Below are 19,849 nucleotides of genomic sequence, written 5' to 3'. Positions count from 1 at the left end.
CAGCGAAGCAATCCAGAGCGGTTTACGCACGCGCTGGATCGCTTCGCTGCGCTCGCAATGACGACAATAGGACGGGGCGGCCTCCCCCCAGAAGCCGCCCCGGGCCCGGCGTCAGAAGGAGACGCCGAGCGAAAAGATGACCGCGCCGTCGGCGCCGACGCTTTCCTTGTAGCCGAGCGCCTTGGGCGCATCGGTGTTCACATAGGCGACACTGCCCGTGAGCGCCTTCCAGCTCGCCGATACGCCGATCGAATAGTCGACGACGCTGCCGTCGGCGCCGCCGAGGAAGCTGTCGCTTTTGGCGAAGCCGATATGGCCGTTGAGGCTGAACGGCGTGCTCGGGATCGCCACGCCGGCGTCGGTGTAGATATAGACGCCGCTGTCGTCTCCGAGCGAATCCTGCCCGCTCGGCGCCCAGGCAATCGCCGTCTTGATCGACGCGGGACCGATATCGCCCGACATCGCGAGATAGGGCTCGATGATCGAGCTGTCCGCGGTGCCGGGATAGAGATAGAGGGTCGCGCCGATGTCGGCGGTCAGGCCCGGAACAAGCTCGTGCGAATAGCCGCCGACGACGTCGATTTCGGTGCCGTTGGCAAAGCCGATGCTCGACCCCCAGGTCCCGATATAGAGGCCGCTGTCGTGGCTGATCGTGAAGCCGCCCTGGATCGCGGCTTCCTCGTTCGACTGGCTGAAGCCGCGGAAGCGATAGTCGCTGACGACGGTCGCGGTGCCCGAAATGGAGATACCGCTGCTGTCTTCTTCTTCCTGGGCATGGGCGGCCGTCGGAACCGCGGCGGCGGCGAGAAGCATGCCGAGGCACGCGCGGGAGAAATTCTTCATGGACAGATCCTCTGAACAAATAAACGGATCGTCCCTGCCTGCTGCCTGATGGCCGGCCTCTTTTTCGGGCTCGGTCCTGTCAGACGAGCCCTCCTCTTTCACAAAGTTGCCGCACCGCACAATGGGAAAAGTTCCATAAGCTGCCCAAATAATGGGCTATGTGACAAATTTGCAACAACTACCTTTCGCTAAACCGGTTACACCGGCAATATTATTTCAAAATACTAGAAAAGAAGGCCGATACCGAAAACCAGGGTCGGATCGTAAAGCGTATCGACCGCCTTCACCCCCGTCTTGCGGATGTCGGTATCGACATAGCGCGCCGACAACGTCACCGGCCCGTGTATGATGCGCGCGCCGAGCGACCAGTCGAGATAATTGCGGTCGGCGGCCGCAGCGCCCAGCGCGCCGTCGGTGTAGCCGGCCGACGCGGTCAAGGTGACCGGAGTGTTCGGAATACCCGACGACAGGTCGAGATTCAGATAGAGATTGTCGTCGTCGCCGAGCGATACCTGCTTCGGCGCATAGGCGAGCATCGCGGTCGCCGAGACCGGGCCCAGATCGTGCGATAGCCGGCCCACCGCTTCGATATAGTCGCTCGGCCCGGCCCGGTCGCGATTGCCCGGATAGACATAATAGGTCGCACCGACGTCGATCGACGTGCCCGGAGCGATTTCGGTGGCATAGCCGCCGTAGAGGTCGAGTTCATACTGGCCATAGCGCGGGCTGTCGGGCAGCCCCGACCCCCAGGCCCCCGCATAGAGTCCGCTGATATGGGTCACGGTTATGCTCGACTGCAGCTCGACCTTTTCCTCCGACCGCGAAATGCCGCGGAAGCGATAGTCGGATACGACATTGATGCCGCCCGACACCGAAAGCGGGCCGCTCGGAACACCCTGCGCCGATGCGGCGGCGGGAACGAACGACAGGGCAAGCAGCGCGCCGAAACACGCCTTGACCGGAAACTGCATGGAAACTCCTCTCGAAATCGGGACGGTCCCCCGCCCGCATGGCCTTTGCCAAGCGACGGCCGGACGTCTAAAGAGCGGCCACGGCTCCTCTTTTATCTGGCATGCAATATGAGCGATCACAATCCCGGCCTGCGCCCCTGGCGCGACATTGCGCGGCGGACAAGCCGCCGGATCATGGTCGGCAGCGTTCCCGTCGGCGGCGGCGCGCCGATCACGGTGCAGACGATGACCAACACGCCGACGAGCGATCCGGTGGCGACGATCGACCAGATCCGCCGCTGCGAGGAGGCCGGCGCCGACCTGATCCGCGTCTCGTGCCCCGACACCGACAGCACTGCCGCATTGGGCAAGATCGTCCGCGCGGCGCGCATTCCGATCATCGCCGACATCCATTTCCATTATAAGCGCGCGCTCGAAGCCGCCGATGCCGGTGCCGCCTGCCTGCGCATCAATCCGGGCAACATCGGCTCGTCGGAGCGCGTCGGTGAGGTCGTCCGCGCGGCCAAGGCCAATGGCTGCGCGATCCGCATCGGCGTCAACGCGGGATCGCTCGAAAAGGACCTGCTCGAAAAATATGGCGAACCCTGCCCCGAGGCGCTCGTCGAAAGCGCGCTCGACCATATCAAGCTCTTACAGGACCATGATTTCCACGAATATAAGGTCGCGGTGAAGGCCAGCGACGTCTTTCTTGCCGTCGCCTCTTACATGCAGCTCGCCGAAGCGGTCGATTGCCCGCTCCACCTCGGCGTCACCGAGGCGGGCGGGTTGATCGGCGGCACGGTGAAGAGCGCGCTCGGCATCGGCAACCTCCTCTGGGCCGGGATTGGCGACACGATCCGCGTCAGCCTGTCGGCCGAGCCCGAGGAAGAAGTGCGCGTCGGCTATGAAATCCTGAAATCACTGGGCCTCCGCACCCGCGGCGTCCGCGTCGTGTCCTGCCCCAGCTGCGCGCGGCAGGGCTTCGACGTGATCCGCACGGTGCAAAAGCTCGAGGATGCGCTTCAGCACATCAAGACGCCGATGTCGCTCTCGGTTCTGGGCTGCGTCGTCAACGGCCCCGGCGAAGCGCGCGAAACCGACATCGGCATCACCGGCGGCGGCAACGGCAAGCATATGGTCTATCTGTCGGGCGTCACCGACCACCATGTTGAGGACGCCGACATGATCGGCCATATCGTGAGGCTCGTCGAAGCGAAGGCCGCCGAGATCGAGGCGGGCAGCGCGGTGAGCATGGATACTCTGCACGGCAAGGCGGCGTGAGTCACCGTCCCCGCTGGATAACCAACCCCGCGGACGTGGGGAGCGGACATTTGCTTTCTTCGTCATCCCGGACTTGATCCGGGATCCATCCCACCGGCGCCGCGCCCATGGACCCCGGATCAAGTCCGGGGTGACGAGGAAGAATGTCCCGTAACGGTCGAAGTTTGACATGACGCACTCAACCCGACACAGCGCCGACATGACCCTCTCGATCCGTCCTGCGGCGCCCGCCGACCTTCCGCTCATCGCCGCCTTTATCCGCGAACTTGCGGAGTATGAGAAATTGCTGCACGCGGTCCGCTTCGACGAAGCGGCACTCGGCGAAAATCTCTTCGGCGCGCGGCCCTATGCCGAGGTGGTGATCGGCGAGATCGACGGGACGCCGCAGGGTTTCGCGCTCTTCTTCCACAATTTTTCGACCTTCGAGGGCAAGCCCGGCATTTACCTCGAGGATCTGTTCGTGCGTCCCGACGCGCGCGGCGCCGGGCTCGGCAAGGCGCTGCTCGCGCATCTGGCGAAGCTCTGCGTGACACGCGACTGCGCACGGCTCGAATGGTCGGTGCTCGACTGGAACGAGCCCTCGATCGGCTTCTACAAAAGTCTCGGCGCGAAGGTGATGGACGAGTGGACAGTGATGCGAGTCGACGGCGACGCGCTCCCCGCGCTGGCCCGGTCTGATACCAAGGTGCGGTGATCGCGGCCGCCGCCCGTCAGGGCCGGCGCGAAAACCAGATCAGCACCACGCCGACGACGGCAAGAACGACGCCGTTGCGCGTCCATGTGGTGTCGCCGAGCATGAAGCTGCTCGACGGCCAGCGCACGATGTCGAGACCTTGCAAGATCCAAAGGCCGCCCATCAGGATCGCCGCCACCCCGACGATCGCCGCTATTGCCTTGATCGAACCCATGTCATCCTCCCGAAATATTTGCCGAAGGCTGGCACAAAGCCGTCGGCCTGTCACGCGCCTTGCGTTGCAGCCCGATCAGCGGGCGCAACCAGCCGACGCGCCGGCCGCCGAGATAGAAGGCCCAGCAGCCCGCGATGGTCGCCGCGACGAGGACCAGGAAGGATGCGAGCGGCCCGACGCCGCCGAGCAGCAGCCAATAGCCGACGAGCACGATGATCGTCTGGTGGATGATATAGAAGGGAAAGACCGCCTCGGCGAGCATCGCGCGCCCGGGATGATCGCGGTTCGCGAAGCGGTCGGCGACCCCGACGAGCGCGACGATCGCCGCCCATCCCTGCACCAGCCGTATCGCCATGAAGAGCGTGACCACGCCTTCGGGCGGCGGCCCCTCGCCCGGCGCGGCCCACAGCGCCCACGCGACATAGCCATAGGCCGCGATGGCGACGACCGCCGCGACCGGCCAGCAGCGCGCGACGGTATCGAACAGCGCCGGCCGGACGCGCAGCAGCCAGCCGATGAAGAAGGGGACGAGATAGTGAAGATGGTTCGGCCCGTCGTCGAACAGCGCGTGCGTCTCGCGATAGCCAGGGAAAGCGAAAAGAATGGTCAGCCATGCCGCGAGCGGAACGAACAGCATTCCCCAGCCGGCGAGCAGCCGCGCCGCGCCGTCGGCGATAGCAACGCGGGCACGCTCGGGGATCGCGGCGAGCACCATGGCCGCAAGCAGCGTATAAACAAAGAGATAGACGACGAACCACAGATGCTGCCACGTCGGCAGCACGATTCCTTCGAGCGTCCCGAAGCCGAAATAGTCGCGGCTCCAGAAATGAAGGAAGCCGCCCGCATAGTCATGCTGGGTGACGAGTTCGATCCACGGCTGCACCGGGATGATCGCGATCATGCCGAAGGCGAGCGGGATGAGCAGCCGCGCGCTGCGCGAGCGCAGGAAGGGGCCGACGCCGCCGAGCTTGGCGAACAAGGCCGCGCTGGCATAGCCCGAGACGAGAAACAGCAAGGGCAGGCGCCAGCTGTTCGTCGCCATCATCGGGATCTGCACCCAGTCCATCGGGTGCGGCGTTTTGACGTGCCACCCCCACGGCACGAAATACATGCCGATATGATAGAAGATCAGCAGCGCGAAGGCGCCGATCCTGAGCCAGTCCATTCCGTAGTGCCGGTTCGTGTTCATCGCGGCGAATCTCCGTCTTGCCCCGTTCATCCTGAGGAGGGGCTGAGCGAAGTCGAAGACCCGTCTCGAAGGACCCCGGTATAGCGTTTTGGTCCTTCGAGACGCCATTTCGACGAGCTCAATGGCTCCTCAGGACGAACGGCGTTGTGCAGGAACCCGAAACTGGTCAAAGGATCGCCTTGAAACCATTGCAGCGGGACGAGATGCGGAGCCGATGTGACGGACGAGCAGCGGTCAGGGACGAGCGGCGGCGAAGCCGGGACGAGTGGACTCAGCGCGCGGGCGCTGACCGCGCTGCTGCTCGCGGCGATGTTCCTCTTCGGCCTCGTGCGCATCGCCGCCAACGTCTATTCCTATATCGCCGACCGGCAGGGTGCGGGCCTCGCCACCTCGCCGACGATCGCATGGCTGCTCGAGGGATGCAGCCTCGTCGCCTGGGCGGTGATGATGATCCCCTGCTGGTTCAGCGTGCGCCATATCCGCCCGCCGCGCTTCGGGCTCGCCGCCACTGCGGCGATCCACGCGCTGCTCGCGATCCCCGTTTCGCTCGGCCATATTGCGCTGATGGTCGCCTTTCGCACCGCGACGTGGTGGGCGACCGGCAATACCTATCATTTCACTTCGCCGGACGGCAGCCCGCTGCTCTATGAAATGCGCAAGGATGTGTCGGCCTATGTCGAGCTTGTTTTCATCCTCTTCCTCGTCCAGTGGCTCGTCGCGCGCTATGCGGCGGCGGCGCCCGCCCCGCCGCAGCGGCAGATGCTCGCCGTCGGCGACGGCTCCGTCACCCATCACCTGCCCGTCGACGAGATCGAGCATGTCGCAGCGGCGGGCAATTATGTCGAGATCGCATGGAAGGGCCAGCGCCTGCTCCACCGCACAACGCTGAGCGCGATCGAGGCCGAGCTGGCGGGCGCGGGCTTCGCGCGCATCCACCGGAGCCGGCTCGCCCGCAAGGCCGCGATCCGCCGCGTCGTCACGCAAAAGAGCGGCGACTTCGACGTCGAGATGGACAGCGGCGAGACGCTGCGCGGCAGCCGGCGCTACCGGCCGAATATCGAAGGCTGAGACGCGCGATAGCCCAACCTCGTCATTGCGAGCGGAGCGAAGCAATCCAGAGCGGTTTAAGCGGGCCCTGGATTGCTTCGCTCCGCTCGCAATGACGCCAGGGGATCAACGCCAAATCATCATGATCTATTCGCTGTCCGGCAATTGTTCCTCGACCAGCGGCGCGAGGCCTTTCGCGATCACCGCCACGCCCTTGGCATTGGGGTGCATATGGTCGCCGAGCATCAGCGACGGATCGGTGACGACATCGTCGAGGATGAAGGGATAGAGGCTCGCATCATATTTGGCCGCAAGTTCGGCGTAGATCGGATTGAATTTCCGGGCGTAATCGGCGCCGAGATTGGGCGCGGCGACCATGCCGGTGAGCAATACCGGAATGTCGCGCCGCTTGAGTTCGGCGAGCATTGCGTCGAGGTTGGCGCGCGTCTGATCGGCGTCGATGCCGCGCAGCATGTCGTTGCCGCCGAGCCCGAGCAGCACGAGCGCGGGCTTCGCCTTCGCATTGTCGAGAACGAAGTTCAGCCGCTGGCGCCCCGCCGCGGTCGTGTCGCCCGATACGCCGGCATTCTGCACCCGCGCGGGGACGCCGTCGGCGGCGAGCGCCGCCTGAAGCTGCGGGGCGAGCCCCTCCTTCGGACCGAGTTGATAACCCGCATAGAGGCTGTCGCCGAAGGCGATGACAAGTGGCGCATCGTCCGCGATCGGCGCCCTGGTTTCGGCCCCTTCGCGCTTCGCCGCGGGCGCCTCGGCGCTTCCACAGGCAGCGAGTGGTTGGCAAAGCGCCACGGCGCAACCATATATGAAGGCCGAACGCCATCCGGCGGTTTTCATATCCAAAGGGTTCCTTCCTTGTCCGACGCGCCCCGACCTTCGCCGAGCCTGGCGATCGCCGCCCATAATGTGACGCTGACGCTGGGGAGCGACAAGGCCCCGGTCGAAATTTTGCGCGGGGTCGACCTCGAGGTTGCGGCGGGCACCTCGGTCGCGCTGCTCGGCCCGTCGGGATCGGGCAAAAGCTCGCTGATGGCGGTGCTTGCGGGGCTCGAGCGCGCGAACGGAGGCAGCATCCGGGTCGCGGACCTCGATTTCGGCGCGATGGACGAGGACGCCCTCGCGCGCGCGCGCCGCGGGCGGATCGGCATCGTGCTCCAGGCCTTTCACCTGCTCCCGACGATGACCGCGCTCGAAAATGTCGCGGTGCCGCTCGAGCTTGCCGGGCATGGCGATCCGTTCGCACGCGCGGCGGCGGAGCTGGAGGCGGTCGGCCTCGGCCATCGCCTCACCCATTATCCCGCGCAGCTTTCGGGCGGCGAGCAGCAGCGTGTCGCGATCGCCCGCGCGATGGCGAGTGAACCGGCGATCATCTTTGCCGACGAGCCGACCGGCAATCTCGACACCGCGACCGGCCATGCGATCATCGAGCTGATCTTCGCGCGCCGCGCCGCGCTCGGCGCGACGCTGCTCATCATCACCCACGACCCCGAGCTCGCCGAACATTGCGACCGCGTCGTCACGATGCACGACGGACGGATCGAGGAGCGGGCGTGAACGGCGCCGTACAATCCTTCCCCTGGGGGAGAGGGCAATCGCATATGCATGCGACGGTGCCTCCCCCCTCCCGCTTGCGGGAGGGGTTGGGGGTGGGCAACGACGTCGCTATGGCCCACCCCGCTGCGACTAGCGAGCAAGCTCGCAAGTCTCGCTGCCCCTCCCGCAAGCGGGAGGGGAAATATCGACGCGCAGAAATCTCAGATGCGATTGCCCTGCGCCACGGTGGGAGGATCTGATGCTCCCGCTCGCGACGCTCTGGCGCATCGCCCGCCGCGATCTTGCGACGCGCATCCGCGGGCTGCGGTTGCTCGCGGTGTGCCTGTTCCTCGGCGTCGCAACGCTCGCCGCGATCGGCAGCCTGACCCGCGGGATCACTTCCGAACTCGAAACGCGCGGGCAGACGATCCTCGGTGGCGACGTCGAATTCGAACTGCCGCAGCGCGAGGCTACGCCCGCTGAAATGGCGGCCTTCCGCCGCGCGGGAACGGCATCGGCGACGGTGCGGATGCGCGCGATGGCAGCCGTGCCCGGCGGCGACGCGCTGCTCGCCGAGCTGAAGGCGGTCGATGCCGCCTATCCGCTTTATGGCACGATACGGCTGGAGAGCGGAACGCGGCGCGGTCCGCCCCCGCCCGGGCGCGTGTGGATCGGCGCCGACCTCGCCTCGCGATTGGCGCTGAAGGTCGGATCGCGCGTGAAGTTCGGCGAAAAAATGTTCGTCGTGGACGGCATCATCGCCGACGAGCCCGACCGGCTCGGCGAAGGCTTCACGCTGGGGCCGGTCGCGATCATCGGGATGGGCGACCTGCCGGCGACCGAACTCATCCAGCCCGGCAGCCTCTATGAAAGCAAATATCGCATCCGCCTGCCCGCGAGTGCCGACCCTGCCGCGGTCGGCAAGCGCCTTTCGGCCGAATTTCCCGATGCCGGCTGGGACGTCAACGACCGGAGCAACGGCGCGCCGGGGACGCGGCGCTTCATCGAGCGCATGGGGCAATTCCTCGCGCTCGTCGGGCTCGCGGCGCTGGTGATCGCCGGGATCGGGGTCGGCAATGGCGTCGCGAGCTATCTTGCCGGCAAGCGGCCGGGCCTGGCCACGCTCAAGATACTCGGCGCCGACAGCGCGACCGTGATGCGCATCTATGCGCTGCAGATTCTGGCGGTCGCGGCGGCGGCGATCGTCGCCGGGCTCGCGGTCGGGGCGTTCGCGCCGTCGATCATCACCGCGATTGCGGGCGATGTGCTCCCCGTGAAACCCGGTCTCGCCGTCTATCCGCTGCCGCTCGCCGTCAGCGCGGCCTATGGCCTGCTGATCGCCGTCGTCTTCGCCCTGCCTCCGCTCGCCGCGGCGCGGCAGGTGCCCGCGGCGGGGCTGTTCCGCGCCACCGTCGACGGCATGGCACGCCCCGAGCGGCGAACGGTGGTCGCCGTCGGCGTTGCACTTGCGGCGATCGTCGCGCTCGCGGTCGGGACGGCGCGCGAGCCGCTGTTCGCGCTCGGCTTCGTCGGCGCGGCGGCGGGCTTGCTCATAATCCTCGTCGGGCTCGGATGGCTGGTGCGGCGCATCGCCAGCCGCCTGCCGCGGCCGAAGCGGCCTTTGCTGCGTCTCGCGCTCGCCAACCTCCACCGCCCCGGCGCGGCGACCGGGGCGCTCGTCGTCGCACTCGGCCTTGGCCTCACCCTGTTCGTGACCCTCGCCGCCGTCCAGACGAGCATCACCGCCGAGATCGCGCGCACCGTGCCGCAGCGTGCGCCGAGCTTCTTCATCCTCGACATTCCCCGCGACCGTGCGGCGCAGTTCCGCGCACTGGTCGCGCAGGCGGATGCGAAGGCCGAGGTCAATATGATCCCCGCGCTGCGCGGCAGCATCACCGAATTTGGCGGCCAGCGCGTCGATCAGCTCGAAACGCTGCCCGAGGGCGCGTGGGTGCTGCGCGGCGACCGCGGCCTGACCTATAGCCCCGATCTGCCCAAGGGCAGCACGCTCGTCGGCGGCGCGTGGTGGCCCGCCGATTACAAGGGGCCGCCGCTCGTCAGCGTCGAACGGGACGTCGCACAGACGCTGGGTCTCAGGATCGGCGACACGCTGACGGTCAATGTGCTGGGGGTCGAGGTGCAGGCGAAAATCGCCTCCTTCCGCACCGTCGAGTGGGACAATTTCGGGCTCAACTATGTCCTCGTCTTCTCCCCCGGCACCTTCGCCGCAGCGCCGCACAATATGGTCGCGACGGTCGCGGTGACCCCGGCGGCCGAGGCCGAACTCGCGCGCAGCCTCCCGCGCGCCTTTCCCTCCGCCTCGCTGATCCAGGTGCGTGATGTCGTATCGCAGGTCACGACGCTGCTCACCCAGATGAGCCAGGCCATCGCGGCCGCGGCGAGCATCGCGATCCTCGCCGGCATCGCGGTGCTTATCGGCGCGATTGCCGCGAGCCGCGAACGCCGCGTCTATGACAGCGTGATCCTGAAGCTGCTCGGCGCAACGCGCGGGCAGATTTTGGGGGCGCAGGGGGTCGAATATGGCCTGCTCGCGGCGATCCTTGCGCTGCTGTCGCTCGGGCTGGGGCTCGCGGCGGCGTGGTATGTCGTGACGCAGATATTCGACTTCACCTTCGCCCCCGACCCGCTGGTCGTCGGCCTGACCCTGCTCGGCGGCGCCGGCCTGTCCTTCATGATCGGGATCGCGGGAAGCTGGCCGCTCCTGTCGGCGCGCCCGGCGCGCGCGCTGCGGAGCCTCTAGTCGATCAGCCGCACGACTGCGGAGATCGCGGCCAACCCGAGCACGACCGCCACCATCGCCTGCCAGACATGCGGCGGCACGCGCCCGAAATGGCCGCCGCCGACGCGGTTGCCGAGCCACATGGGCGGAAATAGCAGCAGCGCGAACAGGAACAGCCTGGCGGTCGCAATTCCGACCCATAACGCCGCGAGCGTCCCGGCGATCGCGGTCAGGAAGAAGATGAGCAGCATAGACGCGCGCGACACCTTCGGGTCGAGCGAGCGGCGCAGATAGAAGGGCACGACCGGCGGCCCCGGCATCGCGGCAAAGCCGGTGAGCAGGCCCGAAGCGATCCCGGTGCCAAACACCGCCCCGCGGCCGGGCCTGTGCCCCTCGGGCTGCTTGGGCAGCAACACCGCGACGAAGGCGCCGACGGCGACCGCGGTAATCAGCAGCCGCGCGACATCGGGCCGCGTCACGTCGAGCACCGCCATCCCGAACGGCGTCGTAGCCATCGCGGTCAGGCCGATCGGGATCGCCGTCGCGCGGTCGGCGTCGGCGTGGATCAATCCGATCCCGACGGGGCCGATCAGCAATTGCAGCAGAATGCCGAGCACCACCGCTTGTGCGGGCGGGATAATCAGGCCGAGCAGCGGCACAAGGATGATCGCCATGCCGAAGCCGGTAAGCCCGCGCACATAGGCCGCGGCAAAGGTCATCGCTGCTGCGCCGAGGAGCGTGAGCGGCGCAACGCCGAGAAGACTGTGGCTGGCGATCGGACGTCCCCTCACCTGGTGGTCCGCGCCCGATACCGAAGGATAGGCGCGACGGCCAGCGGAGAGATCAGGCCGGCAGCGGCCAGAGCGCGTCGATCGGCCGTTCGAGCACCCGCGCCGCGACCGCATGGAGCCGCGGCGGCGCGAAGCGCCCCGCCTTCACCGCCGCCGCGAGCCAATCCTCGATCGACCCGCCGGTGTCGATCCAATGATCGTCGCGCAACATGCCATAGATCGCCCCCGCGAGCACATGGATGCCGTCGTCGGCCTTGCGCCAGCGGTCGGCGGGATTGCGACCGACGCCCAGCGCCTCGCTGATCAGCTGGTCGAGCGCCTGCGCCATATCCTCGTTGAGCAGGCCTTCGAGCGTCGTATAGCCCCATTGCGGGTCATGTTCGCGGACGATGCGGGGGATCAGCGGATCGCGCGCCAGCACCGCGAGTGCGGCGATCGCCGCCGCGCCGTCCATCGGCACCGGCGGATGCAGCATCTCGTGCGCCGCGACCCGCACGGTGATCGGCGTGTTCCAGTCGGCCGCCTGAAGGAAGGTCTGCCCCTGCACGCTGATCCCGTGCGGCTTGCAGAATTGCAGCAGGACGACCTCGATTTCGGGATCGAAGGTCCGGCCGGTCAGCTTTTCGTGCCAGTGAATGACATCATAGGCGCCAAGATCGCTCTGAAGCTGCACGATCCGCCGATCGAGATCGCCGATGCGTTCCGCGCGGAAGGCGGCAAAACCGGCGCCCTGCATCGCCTCGAAGATCATCTTCAGCCGCGGCGCGACGCCGAGGAACCAGCGCCAGTCCTTTTCATCCCATTTGTCGCTGCCCCTATAGGACGCGAGCAATCGCGCCTCGGGCGCGGCCGCCGACTCGATCAGCGCCGCCATGCTGCTGTCGTCGTTCCCCGAGAAGAAGACCGACAGACCGGGACCGAGCAGTCCGAAGCCCGAATCCTCCGCTTCCTGCCACAGCGCCTTGATGTCGGCGCGCAGCGGCTCCGACAGGCGCGGCGCGAACGCCTCGGCGTCGTTTTGATAATATTTCAGATAGAGTTCGCGCCCGGCGAGCGGGCCGAGGAAGGCGAGCGCGTCGAAGCCTTCGGAGGCGCGGACCTTCCAGCGCGTGCGTTGCGAAACCTCCTGCGCCCGGACGAGCGCGGGAAGAGCGAGACTGCCGAGCGAAGCGGCGAGAAAGAAGCGGCGATCCATGCCCCGCGGCTTAACGGTTGGCGGAGTTTCCCGCTTGAACGGACTTTGCCCGGATCGCCGCTGGGGGCATGCCGGTCATTATAGCGACGGCGCGCGTCATATGCGCCTGGTCGGCAAAGCCCTCTGCCGCGGCGAGATCGGCGAGGCTTCCCTGCCAGCCATCGAGCGCCGCAAGCGCGCGCCGCACCCGCGCCTCGAGCCGGAAGCGCTTCGGCGTCACGCCATAGGCTCGAGCAAAGCCGCGGCTGACCGACGCGGGGTCGAGCGCCGCGCCGCGCGCCCAATCGGTCAATCGAAGATCGGGGTCATCGCGCAGCGCCGCAGCGAGCAGGTCGGGCCAGTCGTCGACGGGCGAAACGATCGGCACGATATGGTCGCGCACATGACGCGCCGCCGCGACCGGATCGCGCTCGCACAAGCGCACGGCGAAATCGGGATCGGCGAGCCGCCCCGCCCCCGGTCTCATGCCGACGACGAACGGCAGGTTGAGCACCTCGGCCCCGCGCCGCCCGAACAGGTCGCGGTGCGCCGTCCAGCGGTCGTGGACGACGACGGTGCCCGCGTCGGCGTCGATCCGACCCTGATCCCCCGCCTCGACATAACCGCCACTCAGCACCACCGCGACATAGGGTTCGGCATGGCGGTGACGCGGCAATGCCTCGCCCGCCGCGTGCCGGCCTATGCCGGGCAGACTCACGGCTCGCGCAGATCGGGCGGGGTCGCCTCGCCCTTCAGCATCGCGATCGCTTCGGCGAGCGGCATGATGCGCTGCCCTTCCTGCCCGAGCGTGCGGATCGCGACCGTGCCTTCGTCGGCCTCGCGCTTGCCGACGACGAGCAGATAGGGGACTTTGGCGAGGCTGTGTTCGCGCACCTTGTAGTTGATCTTTTCGTTGCGCAGGTCGGTTTCGACGCGAATGCCCGCGGCTTCGAGCCGTGCCGCCGCATCCTTTGCATAATCGTCGGCGTCGCTGACGATCGTCGCGACCACCGCCTGCACCGGCGCAAGCCAGGTCGGGAAGCGGCCGGCGAAATGTTCGATCAAAATGCCGATGAAGCGTTCGTAGCTGCCGAAAATCGCGCGGTGGAGCATCACCGGGCGGTGACGCTCGCCATCTTCACCCACATAGGAGGCGTCGAGGCGGTCGGGAAGGACGCGGTCGGACTGGATCGTCCCGACCTGCCACGTCCGGCCGATCGCGTCGGTCAGATGCCATTCGAGCTTGGGCGCATAGAAGGCGCCCTCGCCCGGCAGTTCCTCCCAGCCATAGTCCTCGGTCGCGAGCCCCGCGCGGACGACCGCGTCGCGCAGCTCGGCCTCGGCCTGGTCCCACATCTCGTCGCTGCCGAAGCGCTTGTCGGGGCGCAGGGCGAGCTTGATCGCATAGCCGTCGAAACCCATGTCGCGATAGATGCGGTCGGCGAGCTTGCAGAAGGCCTGCACCTCCTCGACGATCTGGTCCTCGCGGCAGAAGATATGCGCATCGTCCTGCGTGAACTGGCGCACGCGCATCAGCCCGTGGAGCGCGCCGTGCGGCTCGTTGCGGTGGCAGCAGCCATTTTCGTAGATGCGCAGCGGCAGGTCGCGATACGACTTGATCCCCTGGCGGAAGATCAGGACGTGCGCGGGGCAATTCATCGGCTTGAGCGCCATCCATTCGGCGGCGTCGGAGACGAGCGGGCCTTCGTCCTCGATATTCGGCACCTCGTCGGGGATGACGAACATATTTTCGCGATATTTGCCCCAGTGGCCCGACGCCTCCCACTGGCGCGCGTCCATCACCTGCGGCGTCTTGACCTCCTTGTAACCCGCACCGTCGATCGCGCGGCGCATATAGGCTTCGAGCTCGCGCCAGACGATATAGCCGTGCGGGTGCCAGAACACCGACCCATGCGCCTCTTCCTGCAAGTGGAACAGGTCCATTTCGCGCCCGAGCTTGCGATGGTCGCGCTTCGCGGCCTCCTCCAGCCGGTGAAGATGCGCGTCGAGCTGCTTCTTGTTCAGCCAGCCGGTGCCATAGATGCGCGTCAGCTGCGCATTCCTTTGGTCGCCGCGCCAATAGGCGCCCGCGACGCGCATCAGCTTGAAGGCCTGCGGGTCGACCTTGCCCGTGCTCGCGAGGTGCGGGCCGCGGCACATGTCGAGCCAGTCATCACCCGACCAATAGACGCTGAGTTCCTCGCCCTCGGGCAATTCCTTTGCCCATTCGGCCTTGAAGACCTCGCCGTCCTTTTCCCATTTGGCGATCAGCGCGTCGCGGCTCCACACCTCGCGGCGCAGCGGCTTGTCGGCGCGGATGATCTCGCGCATCCTCTCTTCGATCGCGGGCAGGTCGTCCATCGAAAAGGGATCGCGGCTCTCGGGCGCCTTCACATCGTAATAGAAGCCGTCGTCGGTCGCGGGACCGAAGGTGATCTGCGTTCCCGGCCACAACGCCTGCACCGCTTCGGCGAGGATATGCGCATAGTCGTGGCGAACGAGCTCGAGCGCCTCGGCCTCGTCGCGGCTCGTTATCAGCGCGAGGTTGGTGTCGGCCTCGAGCGGGCGCAGGATGTCGCGGACCTCGCCGTCGACCTTCGCCGCGAGGGCGGCCTTGGCAAGGCCGGGTCCGATGTCGGCGGCAATCTGCGCCGGGGTGGTGCCGCGCGCGACTTCTCGGGCAGAGCCATCGGGAAGGGTGACGCGGATCATCTCGGACATCGAAAAAGGGGCCTTTCTGGCGGGCTAAAACTGCGCCCCTTTGCCAGTATGCGACAGGAGCGGCAAGGGGTGGTTTCGCAGTCACCCCTTGCAATGATACACTATATCATTATCTGGGCGGGCGATCCTCTTTCGGAAAGCCCCTGTCGCATGTGCCTCCCCTCCTCCCGCGCGCGCCTGTTCGACGCGGTCGGCGTCGGCCTGTCCTTCGCCTGCCTGGTCCATTGCCTCGCGCTGCCGCTGCTGTTGCTGCTCGCGCCCGCGCTCGCCGCCTGGCTGTCGCTGCCCGAGTGGATCCACGCCGCGATCCTGCTGCTCGCCACGCCCGCGGCATTCGTTGCCATGACGGGCGGCTGGCGGCGGCACCGGCGGGCAGGACCGGCGCTGCTCGCGGCGGGCGGACTGATTCTGCTCGGCCTCGGTCTCGCCGGTCACGCAGGCTGGCTCGGCACGCTCGATCCCGAAGCCGCCGACCGCTGGTTCACCTCGGCCGGCGCGCTCAGCCTCGCGGCGGCGCATCTTGCCAACTGGCGGCTGCGGCATGGTACAAAAACGATCATTGGCGGCGGTGGGAGCCACGACTAAAGTCGCGCCATGTCCGACGCGCCCCGCCACAGCCCGGCAGCCTCCCTTGCCGGAATCGCCCCTCCCCGCTAGGGCGGCGGCAACCGGAAAGGAGCCGCCATGTTCAAGCGCCTGTTCGTCGACCATCCAAAGAGCGTCGATGAAAATTACCTCGAGCATTTCGGGGTCGCCTCGCGCTTCGGCCTGACGATGATCTGGGGCGGGCTGTGCGCGCTCGTCCATGCGCTCGTCCCCGGCTGGTGCATCACCACCGGCAGCGACACGATCCAGCGGCTCAACCGGATCATGGTCGAACAGCGCCGCGCCAAAGGGCGGGCGGTCGCGCAAATGCAGACCGTCGACTGGGTCATCTGACCGCGCCGTGGCCGATATAACGCCTCCCGCCTATCTCGAGCGGCCGGGCCGACCGCGGCTCGCCTATCGCCATGTCGCGGGCAGCGGGCCGACGATCGTCTTTCTGCCCGGCTATATGTCCGACATGGAGGGCGGCAAGGCGACCGCGCTCTTCGCCTGGGCGGCGGCCGAGGGGCGCGCCTGCCTGCTGCTCGATTATGCCGGCTGCGGATCGTCGGAGGGGCTGTTCGCCGAACAGAGCCTGCTCGACTGGCGCGGCGACATTCTGGACCTGATCGACGCGAAGGCCGAAGGTCCGGTGCTGCTCGTCGGATCGTCACTCGGCGGCTGGCTGATGCTGCTCGCCGCGCTGGCGCTTGTGCAGCGCGACGGGCCGGCGCGCGTCGCGGGGCTCGTCGGCATTGCCGCGGCGCCCGACTTCACCGACTGGGGCTTCACGAGCGAGGAAAAGGCGATCATCGAGGCCGAAGGCGAACTCAGCGAAGCGACGCCCTATAGCGACCAGCCCTATGTCACGACGCGGCGCTTCTGGCAGTCGGGCGAAGCAAACCGCCTGCTCGGCACCGAAATCCCGCTCGCCTGCCCCGTGCGCCTGCTCCACGGGCAGGAGGATGGCGACGTCCCGCCCGAAATCAGCCTGACGCTGGCGGCCGCGCTCGCGAGCGCGGATGTGCAGGTCACGCTCGTCAAGGGCGGCGACCACCGGCTCTCGCGCGAGAGCGACATCGCGCTGCTCATCGACACCGTCGCGCGCCTCGCGACGCCGCTTAGCTGAACCAGAGGATCATCCATGGCCCGGAACGACTTTCGTTTCCATGTCACCAAGCGCGTGCGCTACGCCGAAATCGACGCGCAGGCCGTCGTCTTCAACAGCCGCTACCTCGAATATTTCGACATCGGCATCACCGAATATTGGCGCGCGGCGGGCGTCCATGATCGCTGGCCGCACCATGCAAGCCCCGAGTTTCACGTCGCGCGGGCCGAGGTCGATTACAAGGCGCCGATCCTGCTCGACGAAGAGATCGACATTTGCGTGCGCGCATCGCGCGTCGGCCGCTCGTCGATGACCTATTTGTTCGAACTGCACGGCAAGGGGCGCGAGGATCTGCGCGCGGGCGGGCTGCTGGTGAACGTCCATGTCGGCGAAGCGCGCGGCGCGCCGGCGCCGGTCCCCGATGAATTCGTATCTTTGTTCGAAGCATTTGAAGGGTGCGGCCTTCGCGCCTAATATAGCTCCATGACCAAATATCTCCACACGATGATCCGCGTGTCGGATCCCGACGCCACGATCGACTTCTTCAAGCTGATCGGGCTCGAAGAGGTGCGCCGTTTCGACAATGAAGGCGGCCGCTTCACGCTGATCTTCCTCGCCCCGCCCGGACAGGAAGGCGTCGCCGAGGTCGAGCTGACCTATAATTGGCCGCCCGAGGACGGCAGCGCGCCCGAAACCTATTCCGGCGGACGCAATTTCGGCCATCTCGCCTATCGGGTCGAGAATATCTATGACACCTGCCAGCGGCTGATGGACGCCGGGGTGACGATCAACCGCCCGCCGCGCGACGGACATATGGCCTTCGTGCGCTCGCCCGACGGCATTTCGGTCGAGTTGCTGCAGGACGGCTATCTCGACCCCGCCGAACCCTGGGCCTCGATGCCGAATACGGGTAGCTGGTAGCCAGAACGCCGGACGCGCGGCATAATCGCGGCGCGCGCGAACGACTCCATCGGGAAACGCGGAGGCCGGCGCAGAGAGGAGACCCGACGTGGCCAAGCTCGAGATCGTCCGCATCCCCGTGCTCAGCGACAATTATGTCTGGCTGGTTCACGATCCGGGCAGCTTCGAGACGATGGTTGTCGATCCCGCGGTCGCCGATCCGGTGCTGGCCGAGGCGGAGGCACGCGGCTGGCCGATCACCGCGATCTGGAACACCCACTGGCACCCCGACCACACGGGCGGCAACGCCGACATCAAGGCGAAGACCGGCTGCGAGATCATCGCGCCCGCCGCCGAGCGCGAACGCATCCCGACCGCCGACCGGCTGGTCGGGGGCGGCGACACGGTGACGCTCGGCGCGCACGTCGCCGAGGTGTGGGACGTGCCCGCGCACACCGCGGGCCATATCGCCTATTATTTCGCGGGCGACGGCGCGATCTTCGTCGGCGACACGATGTTCGCGATGGGCTGCGGCCGGCTGTTCGAGGGCACCGCGGACCAGATGTTCGCGAATATGCAGCGGCTCGGCACGCTCGACGATGCGACGCGCGTCTATTGCGCGCACGAATATACGCTGTCGAACGCGCGCTTCGCGGTGACGGTCGAACCGGACAATGCGGCGCTGGCGGCGCGACTTGCCGAGGTCGAGGCCGCGCGCGCAGCCGGCGAAGCGACAGTGCCGACGACGATCGGCGCCGAACGCGCGACGAACCCCTTCCTCCGCGCGCCGAGCGCCGCCGAACTCGGACGCATCCGCGCGCTCAAGGACGCGGCGTGAGCGGCCGCGTAAGGCTGCGTTCATCGGAGTCCGTCTAACGAACGTCAGACTGCAAGGAGTATGATCATGGCCAGGCCGACATTCCTCTGCACCGCCGCCCTGCTGGCGGCTTCAGCCCCGTTCCTCACCGGCTGCGCGCCGTCGGGCACCGCCGAGGCCGGCGCCGCGGCACTGACGCCCAAACAGGCGGAGACGCTCGACAAGCAGCTGGCCGGCAAGGTCGCAGGCAAGCCCGAAACTTGCCTGCCCAGCTATCGCTCGAACGACGTGATCCGCGTGTCGGACAATATTCTCCTCTATCGCTCGGGCGGAAACCTCGTCTATCGCAACGACCTGAAAGGCAGCTGCCCCGGCCTTGCGCGCGACAGCGACATCATGGTGATCGAGCAATATGGGTCGCAGGTGTGCAACGGCGACTTTTTCCATCTGGTCGACCGGTCGAGCGGCATCCGCGGCCCGACCTGCGTCTTTGGCGACTTCGTCCCCTATCGCAAACCGGCGGGGGACGCTGGCTGAGCCCATGGCTCGGCGACGGGCGGGGTTCCGGTTTGCGCCGAGCTCTTCGGGTCGCATCCCCGCCCGTCATTGATCAAGTGCCGGTCTTCCTCCGCCGGACAGCGGTTTGCCTTGTGTCGGCTTTGGGGTGGGTAGCGGACGTTTGACCAAACCCCTCCTCTTCAGAGGAGGGGCAGCGAGACTTACGCGCTTTGCGCGTTAGTCGCAGCGGGGTGGTGCTCGAAGTCTTGCGCGCTGTCGCGCGCCACCACCCCCAACCCCTCCTCTGAAGAGGAGGGGCTTAGGAACGGCCGCAATCGCCCGAAAGCCGACATCGCCCGCAAATAGCCCGTCCCGGACGGCCCCTACCCCCGATAGAGCGCCGCGATCTTGTCGGCATAGACGTCGCGCAGGATGTGCCGACGAATTTTCATCGACGGCGTCATCTGCTCATTCTCGATGCTGAAGGCTTCGTCGGCGAAGTCGAACTTGCGCACCTTTTCGATCACCGACAGCTGGCCGTTGACCCGGTCGACCGCTTCGCGGATCGCGGTGCGGAATTTCTCGTGCTCGCGCAGCCGGGCGAGGTCTTTCGGCAGCCCCTCGGCCTCGGCCCATTCGGCCATCCATTCGGGATGGGAATTATATACTTGACTCCCCATTCTCCTAATCCTGTTTCTTTCGGCGGCGCTTCACGCGGCGCTCGATCTTCTTTGCCTGCTGGCCTTTGT

At 67.0% G+C, this 19,849-nt stretch carries 22 protein-coding genes; 12 read left to right on the top strand and 10 right to left on the bottom strand.

Going from position 1 to position 19,849, the window contains the following annotated elements:
* Window positions 1–111 precede the first annotated feature (111 nt).
* Both CHB69_RS12530 and CHB69_RS12525 read right to left on the bottom strand, forming a co-directional pair.
* The gene (locus CHB69_RS12530) at window positions 112–843 is read right to left on the bottom strand and encodes a TorF family putative porin (RefSeq protein ID WP_089216353.1); all 732 of its coding nucleotides are present in this window, start codon (window positions 841–843) and stop codon (window positions 112–114) included.
* Between the two features lie 224 nt (window positions 844–1,067).
* The gene (locus CHB69_RS12525; protein ID WP_089216352.1) at window positions 1,068–1,814 is read right to left on the bottom strand and encodes a TorF family putative porin; all 747 of its coding nucleotides are present in this window, start codon (window positions 1,812–1,814) and stop codon (window positions 1,068–1,070) included.
* Window positions 1,815–1,922: 108 nt separating this feature from the next.
* Between CHB69_RS12525 and ispG the strand changes: the two genes are divergently transcribed.
* Both ispG and CHB69_RS12515 read left to right on the top strand, forming a co-directional pair.
* On the top strand, window positions 1,923–3,074 hold the full coding sequence (ispG, locus tag CHB69_RS12520; RefSeq protein WP_089216351.1) for a flavodoxin-dependent (E)-4-hydroxy-3-methylbut-2-enyl-diphosphate synthase: 1,152 nt from the start codon (window positions 1,923–1,925) through the stop codon (window positions 3,072–3,074).
* A gap of 199 nt (window positions 3,075–3,273) precedes the next feature.
* Window positions 3,274–3,768, top strand: coding sequence for a GNAT family N-acetyltransferase (locus CHB69_RS12515; RefSeq protein ID WP_089216350.1), 495 nt, complete (start codon window positions 3,274–3,276; stop codon window positions 3,766–3,768).
* A gap of 16 nt (window positions 3,769–3,784) precedes the next feature.
* Here the strand turns inward: CHB69_RS12515 and CHB69_RS12510 are convergent, their stop codons facing one another.
* Window positions 3,785–3,982: a hypothetical protein gene (locus tag CHB69_RS12510; protein ID WP_089216349.1), complete on the bottom strand. Its 198-nt coding sequence runs from the start codon at window positions 3,980–3,982 to the stop codon at window positions 3,785–3,787.
* Between the two features lies 1 nt (window position 3,983).
* Window positions 3,984–5,171: an acyltransferase family protein gene (locus CHB69_RS12505; protein ID WP_089216348.1), complete on the bottom strand. Its 1,188-nt coding sequence runs from the start codon at window positions 5,169–5,171 to the stop codon at window positions 3,984–3,986.
* A gap of 216 nt (window positions 5,172–5,387) precedes the next feature.
* On the opposite strand from CHB69_RS12505, the gene CHB69_RS12500 reads away from it, so the two are divergent.
* Window positions 5,388–6,239, top strand: coding sequence for a LytTR family DNA-binding domain-containing protein (locus tag CHB69_RS12500; RefSeq protein WP_089216347.1), 852 nt, complete (start codon window positions 5,388–5,390; stop codon window positions 6,237–6,239).
* 126 nt (window positions 6,240–6,365) lie between these two features.
* Here the strand turns inward: CHB69_RS12500 and CHB69_RS12495 are convergent, their stop codons facing one another.
* Window positions 6,366–7,070 (bottom strand): arylesterase, encoded by a 705-nt coding sequence (locus tag CHB69_RS12495; RefSeq protein WP_089216346.1) that lies wholly within the window; start codon window positions 7,068–7,070, stop codon window positions 6,366–6,368.
* Between the two features lie 18 nt (window positions 7,071–7,088).
* Here CHB69_RS12495 and CHB69_RS12490 point away from each other — a divergent pair, with 18 nt between their 5' ends.
* Both CHB69_RS12490 and CHB69_RS12485 read left to right on the top strand, forming a co-directional pair.
* Complete coding sequence (locus CHB69_RS12490; RefSeq protein ID WP_089216345.1) at window positions 7,089–7,787, top strand: ABC transporter ATP-binding protein; 699 nt, start codon at window positions 7,089–7,091, stop codon at window positions 7,785–7,787.
* 238 nt (window positions 7,788–8,025) lie between these two features.
* The gene (locus CHB69_RS12485) at window positions 8,026–10,527 is read left to right on the top strand and encodes an ABC transporter permease (protein WP_089216344.1); all 2,502 of its coding nucleotides are present in this window, start codon (window positions 8,026–8,028) and stop codon (window positions 10,525–10,527) included.
* Here the strand turns inward: CHB69_RS12485 and CHB69_RS12480 are convergent.
* The 4 genes from CHB69_RS12480 to thrS are packed head-to-tail and all read right to left on the bottom strand — an operon-like array spanning window position 10,524 to window position 15,192.
* Window positions 10,524–11,297, bottom strand: a complete 774-nt coding sequence (locus CHB69_RS12480; RefSeq protein ID WP_245836758.1) for a sulfite exporter TauE/SafE family protein — start codon at window positions 11,295–11,297, stop codon at window positions 10,524–10,526. The genes CHB69_RS12485 and CHB69_RS12480 overlap by 4 nt on opposite strands.
* Window positions 11,298–11,349: 52 nt before the next feature.
* Window positions 11,350–12,492: a hypothetical protein gene (locus tag CHB69_RS12475; RefSeq protein WP_089216342.1), complete on the bottom strand. Its 1,143-nt coding sequence runs from the start codon at window positions 12,490–12,492 to the stop codon at window positions 11,350–11,352.
* A gap of 10 nt (window positions 12,493–12,502) precedes the next feature.
* On the bottom strand, window positions 12,503–13,189 hold the full coding sequence (locus CHB69_RS12470) for a helix-turn-helix domain-containing protein (protein ID WP_089216341.1): 687 nt from the start codon (window positions 13,187–13,189) through the stop codon (window positions 12,503–12,505).
* Window positions 13,186–15,192, bottom strand: a complete 2,007-nt coding sequence (gene thrS / locus CHB69_RS12465) for a threonine--tRNA ligase (protein WP_089216340.1) — start codon at window positions 15,190–15,192, stop codon at window positions 13,186–13,188. Before thrS ends, CHB69_RS12470 begins: the two co-directional genes overlap by 4 nt.
* Before the next feature lie 150 nt (window positions 15,193–15,342).
* Between thrS and CHB69_RS12460 the strand changes: the two genes are divergently transcribed.
* The 7 genes from CHB69_RS12460 (at window position 15,343) to CHB69_RS12430 (ending at window position 19,139) form a co-directional block, all read left to right on the top strand.
* Window positions 15,343–15,777, top strand: coding sequence for a MerC domain-containing protein (locus CHB69_RS12460; RefSeq protein ID WP_170935546.1), 435 nt, complete (start codon window positions 15,343–15,345; stop codon window positions 15,775–15,777).
* Between the two features lie 99 nt (window positions 15,778–15,876).
* Window positions 15,877–16,131 (top strand): DUF6356 family protein, encoded by a 255-nt coding sequence (locus CHB69_RS12455; protein ID WP_089216338.1) that lies wholly within the window; start codon window positions 15,877–15,879, stop codon window positions 16,129–16,131.
* A gap of 7 nt (window positions 16,132–16,138) precedes the next feature.
* The gene (locus CHB69_RS12450; protein WP_089216337.1) at window positions 16,139–16,906 is read left to right on the top strand and encodes an alpha/beta fold hydrolase; all 768 of its coding nucleotides are present in this window, start codon (window positions 16,139–16,141) and stop codon (window positions 16,904–16,906) included.
* A gap of 15 nt (window positions 16,907–16,921) precedes the next feature.
* Entirely contained in the window at window positions 16,922–17,359 is a 438-nt protein-coding gene (locus CHB69_RS12445; protein ID WP_089216336.1) for an acyl-CoA thioesterase, read from the top strand.
* Window positions 17,360–17,368: 9 nt separating this feature from the next.
* Entirely contained in the window at window positions 17,369–17,806 is a 438-nt protein-coding gene (locus CHB69_RS12440) for a VOC family protein (RefSeq protein WP_089216335.1), read from the top strand.
* An 88-nt stretch (window positions 17,807–17,894) separates the two neighbouring features.
* Entirely contained in the window at window positions 17,895–18,623 is a 729-nt protein-coding gene (gloB, locus tag CHB69_RS12435) for a hydroxyacylglutathione hydrolase (RefSeq protein ID WP_089216334.1), read from the top strand.
* Window positions 18,624–18,689: 66 nt separating this feature from the next.
* On the top strand, window positions 18,690–19,139 hold the full coding sequence (locus tag CHB69_RS12430) for a hypothetical protein (RefSeq protein ID WP_245836757.1): 450 nt from the start codon (window positions 18,690–18,692) through the stop codon (window positions 19,137–19,139).
* 344 nt (window positions 19,140–19,483) lie between these two features.
* Here CHB69_RS12430 and CHB69_RS12425 read toward each other — a convergent pair whose 3' ends face one another.
* On the bottom strand, window positions 19,484–19,780 hold the full coding sequence (locus tag CHB69_RS12425; protein WP_245836756.1) for a hypothetical protein: 297 nt from the start codon (window positions 19,778–19,780) through the stop codon (window positions 19,484–19,486).
* Between the last annotated feature and the right edge of the window lie 69 nt (window positions 19,781–19,849).

It is taken from the genome of Sphingopyxis indica (genome assembly GCF_900188185.1).
Taxonomy (GTDB): domain Bacteria; phylum Pseudomonadota; class Alphaproteobacteria; order Sphingomonadales; family Sphingomonadaceae; genus Sphingopyxis; species Sphingopyxis indica.
The sequence above is the reverse complement of the archived record's forward strand: the minus strand, read 5'-3'. Positions and strand labels throughout refer to the sequence as shown.

Coding starts and splice junctions, on each gene's coding strand:
- CHB69_RS12530 (WP_089216353.1), bottom strand. CDS start 843: ATGAAGAATTTCTCCCGCGCGTGCCTCGGCATGCTTCTCGCCGCCGCC.
- CHB69_RS12525 (WP_089216352.1), bottom strand. CDS start 1,814: ATGCAGTTTCCGGTCAAGGCGTGTTTCGGCGCGCTGCTTGCCCTGTCG.
- ispG (WP_089216351.1), top strand. CDS start 1,923: ATGAGCGATCACAATCCCGGCCTGCGCCCCTGGCGCGACATTGCGCGG.
- CHB69_RS12515 (WP_089216350.1), top strand. CDS start 3,274: ATGACCCTCTCGATCCGTCCTGCGGCGCCCGCCGACCTTCCGCTCATC.
- CHB69_RS12510 (WP_089216349.1), bottom strand. CDS start 3,982: ATGGGTTCGATCAAGGCAATAGCGGCGATCGTCGGGGTGGCGGCGATC.
- CHB69_RS12505 (WP_089216348.1), bottom strand. CDS start 5,171: ATGAACACGAACCGGCACTACGGAATGGACTGGCTCAGGATCGGCGCC.
- CHB69_RS12495 (WP_089216346.1), bottom strand. CDS start 7,070: ATGAAAACCGCCGGATGGCGTTCGGCCTTCATATATGGTTGCGCCGTG.
- CHB69_RS12485 (WP_089216344.1), top strand. CDS start 8,026: ATGCTCCCGCTCGCGACGCTCTGGCGCATCGCCCGCCGCGATCTTGCG.
- CHB69_RS12475 (WP_089216342.1), bottom strand. CDS start 12,492: ATGGATCGCCGCTTCTTTCTCGCCGCTTCGCTCGGCAGTCTCGCTCTT.
- thrS (WP_089216340.1), bottom strand. CDS start 15,192: ATGTCCGAGATGATCCGCGTCACCCTTCCCGATGGCTCTGCCCGAGAA.
- CHB69_RS12460 (WP_170935546.1), top strand. CDS start 15,343: ATGTGCCTCCCCTCCTCCCGCGCGCGCCTGTTCGACGCGGTCGGCGTC.
- CHB69_RS12455 (WP_089216338.1), top strand. CDS start 15,877: ATGTTCAAGCGCCTGTTCGTCGACCATCCAAAGAGCGTCGATGAAAAT.
- CHB69_RS12445 (WP_089216336.1), top strand. CDS start 16,922: ATGGCCCGGAACGACTTTCGTTTCCATGTCACCAAGCGCGTGCGCTAC.
- CHB69_RS12440 (WP_089216335.1), top strand. CDS start 17,369: ATGACCAAATATCTCCACACGATGATCCGCGTGTCGGATCCCGACGCC.
- CHB69_RS12430 (WP_245836757.1), top strand. CDS start 18,690: ATGGCCAGGCCGACATTCCTCTGCACCGCCGCCCTGCTGGCGGCTTCA.
- CHB69_RS12425 (WP_245836756.1), bottom strand. CDS start 19,780: ATGGGGAGTCAAGTATATAATTCCCATCCCGAATGGATGGCCGAATGG.